This is a genomic window from Microcystis sp. M53603_WE2 (assembly GCF_030065435.1).
This window is the reverse complement of sequence record NZ_JASJFF010000738.1, coordinates 1-3,588: the sequence shown is the minus strand read 5'-3', so window position 1 is coordinate 3,588 and position 3,588 is coordinate 1. Positions and strand designations below refer to the sequence as shown.

Annotated in this window: 4 protein-coding genes; 2 read left to right on the top strand and 2 right to left on the bottom strand. The window is 39.4% G+C overall.

Annotated elements, in window-relative coordinates; genetic code table 11:
* The first annotated feature begins 294 nt into the window (after window positions 1-294).
* The gene (locus PX481_RS15995) at window positions 295-1,251 is read left to right on the top strand and encodes a Tll0287-like domain-containing protein (protein ID WP_002757092.1); all 957 of its coding nucleotides are present in this window, start codon (window positions 295-297) and stop codon (window positions 1,249-1,251) included.
* 18 nt (window positions 1,252-1,269) lie between these two features.
* Here the strand turns inward: PX481_RS15995 and PX481_RS15990 are convergent, their stop codons facing one another.
* Window positions 1,270-2,406 carry a toll/interleukin-1 receptor domain-containing protein gene (locus PX481_RS15990; RefSeq protein WP_002757091.1) on the bottom strand — a complete coding sequence of 379 codons (1,137 nt, stop codon included), beginning with the start codon at window positions 2,404-2,406 and terminating at the stop codon, window positions 1,270-1,272.
* Between the two features lie 92 nt (window positions 2,407-2,498).
* Window positions 2,499-2,777, bottom strand: coding sequence for a hypothetical protein (locus tag PX481_RS15985; RefSeq protein WP_288094960.1), 279 nt, complete (start codon window positions 2,775-2,777; stop codon window positions 2,499-2,501).
* A gap of 126 nt (window positions 2,778-2,903) precedes the next feature.
* Here PX481_RS15985 and PX481_RS15980 point away from each other — a divergent pair, with 126 nt between their 5' ends.
* The gene (locus PX481_RS15980; RefSeq protein WP_002757090.1) at window positions 2,904-3,176 is read left to right on the top strand and encodes a hypothetical protein; all 273 of its coding nucleotides are present in this window, start codon (window positions 2,904-2,906) and stop codon (window positions 3,174-3,176) included.
* The last annotated feature ends 412 nt before the right edge of the window (window positions 3,177-3,588 follow it).

Genomic DNA, 3,588 nt, shown 5'->3' with positions numbered 1-3,588 from the left:
GTACTGGTGTACTTCAAACTTGAATTAGCCCTTCTTCTTGAAGAGTGGCGATCATATATGGCTCTTCGGTTTGTGTTATGCAATGGACGGGGGTTATAAGGGATGTAACCCTTATATAGAAAGGCATTTAGCGATTTTTGTCAATTGTTTTTGCTCTAGAGCGAACTAATCAATTAAGTCTTTTGCCAGATAAGGATTTAGTCGATTTATGCCCCCCTATCGAACCATAACAAGTAACGAAGAGCCTCATATATTAACAAACACCAACGCAAATTAGAGACCAAGATCAAAACAATGAAAATCTTTAAGTTAATCCCGGAAGATTGGAATCTAAGCAAGAGACTGACCACTCTAATGCTGACAATTTTTTTGGGAGGGATTATTGTCAGCAGTGTTGTCTTTTATAGTATTGTCCTTAACACAGTGGAGAATGAAATGAACACACGCGCTAATCTTCTAATCTCAACTATGGACGCTGTTCGCAAGTACAACCAAGACAGAGTTACTCCCCTGCTACAGAAGCAAGCACCAGAACAACTTTTATCAGAGACTATTCCTTCCTACGCTGTACGTCAAGTATTTGATATTTTTACTACATCCTATAAATCTCATTATGGAGAATATACATATAAAGATGCTATGATTAACCCAACTAATATCAAGGATAAAGCAACAGAAGAAGAGATAAAGATTATAGATCAATTAACTCAGCAAGATCAATTGGGAGAAAAAAATATATCGCAAGGTTTTCTGTTGATCAATGGGCAAAAAAACTTTTATGCTGCTCGTCCTATTAAAATCACTCAAGTTAGCTGCTTAAGCTGTCATAGTAGTCTAGAAAAGTCTCCTCAATCATTACAGGTTTTATATAAACAAGGTATATATCAAGCCAATCAGGGATTTGGCTGGGAATTAAACAAAGTTATCGGGACTAAGATTATTTACGTTCCTGCTGATCAAGTTTATAAAAATGCCAATCAACGTTTTCTTCTCGTCATAGGAGTTTTTACTGGGATTTTTGCGATAGCTATATTCCTGGTAAACCTCTGGCTGAAACAGTATGTTGTCCGACCAATTAATCGAATAACTAAAGTTGCAGAAGCAGTCAGTTTAGGCGATATGGATGCTAATTTCGATAAACAATATAACGACGAAGTAGGTCGTTTAGTTGACGCTTTTACGCGCATGAAAACCAGCTTAGAAATTGCCATCAAAAGGCTGAACAATAAAGGCAATCGCAGTTGTGAATAAATTAAACTAATTCATTTGTTATAATAGATTTTGTTTAAATTCTTTTGCCTTTTCAGGATTGGTAATTTCGCCAGATAGTAACTCAACCAGTTGTGGTCGTTCTATTTGTGAATGTTCAGCAAGAATATCTGCCATAATAAACTGTGCCATTGGTCCGATATAACGAGCGAGTTCTCGTTGACAACGCTCTAAAAATATTGGATCGATAGCAGCAGATATTGCGGCAGATATTACAGTTTTTGGTTGAAGTTGGGAAGGGTTTTCACTGCTATTTAAAAAAGCCTCTGGTTGTGGATGTATCTGAGACTCTTCTGCTTTTACTTGCTCTCGACTTTCCACTGTTACCTGAGCAAGAATCCATTGTTCAATTTGCTCGGCATCCTCATGTTTAATCCCTAAATCTCTTTGGCGAAGCTTCAAATCCGCTTTAGTTTTATCACTAACAGGATATTCTTTTTGAATTACCTTCAGAAAAGTTTTCTCGTATTTTTGTAGATGTTCTTTATACTTTTTGTAAGGCTCAAAAGCACGGTTTTGTAATTCTTCAGCCTCTTCAGAAGTCAATTTCAACTCTTCTCGAAGTTCATCTAGCGTATCTTGTGCTGGAATAGAAATTTCTCCATTAGAAGATAAAATCTCCTCAACTTTCTTAAGATATTGATCTTGTGCAGCTTTTTTCTCTTTAAATTTTTGCTGGCGCTGCTCAAACAGACGTTCGGCGACGAGACGAATCCCTTGAATTACGTCCAAAAAAGCTTCGTTTTCATTATTCCAAGTTGTGATCGGCTTGGCATCTTTGGGAAAAGCTTGGTATTTACTAACAGCAAGCCATTTCCAGTCGCAGGGTTCTAGGATAATAGGTACTATTATCGCCTCACCAGCATCATGCTGTTTAATTGCCTGTTCCATTTCAATTTCAGAGCAGTAATTTGAGTAAATAAAATCAGGACTAATCAACAGCAAGATAATGTCAGCTTGGTTCAGGTTCTCATCAATTTTGTTGGCCCATTCCATCCCAGCTTCAAGCTTGCGATCGTGCCAGGAATCAATCACTTTTTGCCGCTTCAGCGAAGCTAAGTGTTTATCTAAATGCTGTCTGAGCGCCTCGTCTCTGTGGGAATAAGAAATAAAAAGCTTAACTGATGTACTTTCCATTTTGTAATCACTCCAAAATTATGTATCTTAGCTGAACAACCACAAAGGCACAAAGTACACAAAGATGAGTTTTTTACTATTACTACTCTAAGCTACTTTATTGATCGCTGCCACCTAGGGATAACCGTGGGCTGAGATGAACTCTTGAGCAACTCTTCATATAGCCCAGAGAGTTTATATTTCCGGGCCCGGTTCGAGGGATCGACAATTGCCAAAAATCGACTTTTTACCCATTCCTGACAGATTTGAGCGCTAATGCGCGGCTTAAAACCAAACATCTCGCCAATCTGCTTGCTGGTGGGTAGCCGTAGGGTGCGTTCGCTAATGCAAGTCCTACTGCTCCACTGATCGATTTTTGGGGAACGCACCATGCCCATTGATTGAAGCTGTGGTCTAAATGCGATGCCGCTCTGGTGGGCCCAGTTGGGGAATGTTAGCGAAGATTCCCGATGTTTAGGTTAAAATAGAGGGGCAAAAGTTGCAACAAGATCAATCCTATGACAGTCCGACAACCCCGCTATAGCAAAGAAGAATTTGCCCAGCGTGGCGATCTGATTTATCAAACTCAAATACGTCCACAAGTCGAATTGGGTAATCAGGGCAAAATTGTAGCAATTGACCTTGAAACTGGCGACTTTGAAATTGATGCGCGTGAAATATCTGCTTGCAATAGACTCGAAGCCCGTCACCCAGATGCTCAAATCTGGATTGTTCGAGTCGGTTCTCGCTATGTTCGCCGATTTGGTGGACGGACAAAGAGATTAGTATGATCGCCGGAATCGTTAACGCGGATTTTGAGGCGATTATTTCACTTTCGATCTTGTGACTCTGAAGGAAATATTTACGCGCAAGATGCGATCGTTGATACAGGTTTTAATGGTTGGCTTTCATTGCCACCAGACCTAATCGATCAGCTAAACCTGAAATGGAAAAGACGAGGACGTGCTATTCTTGGTGATGGTAGCGAATGCGTTTTTAATGTCTATAGATCTCTTGCATAAGTCTAGACAAAATAGGATAAAATAGTCCAAGAGTTAAGATTGAAAGATGACTTACGAACAAGTAAAAACTTTAAAGCCAACAGAGTTCAAACGCTTGTGTGGCGTGTATCCAGATACATTTAAGGATATGGTAACAGTCCTAAAGGCAGAAAAAGTTTGGCAAAAAAAGACAGGTAGACCT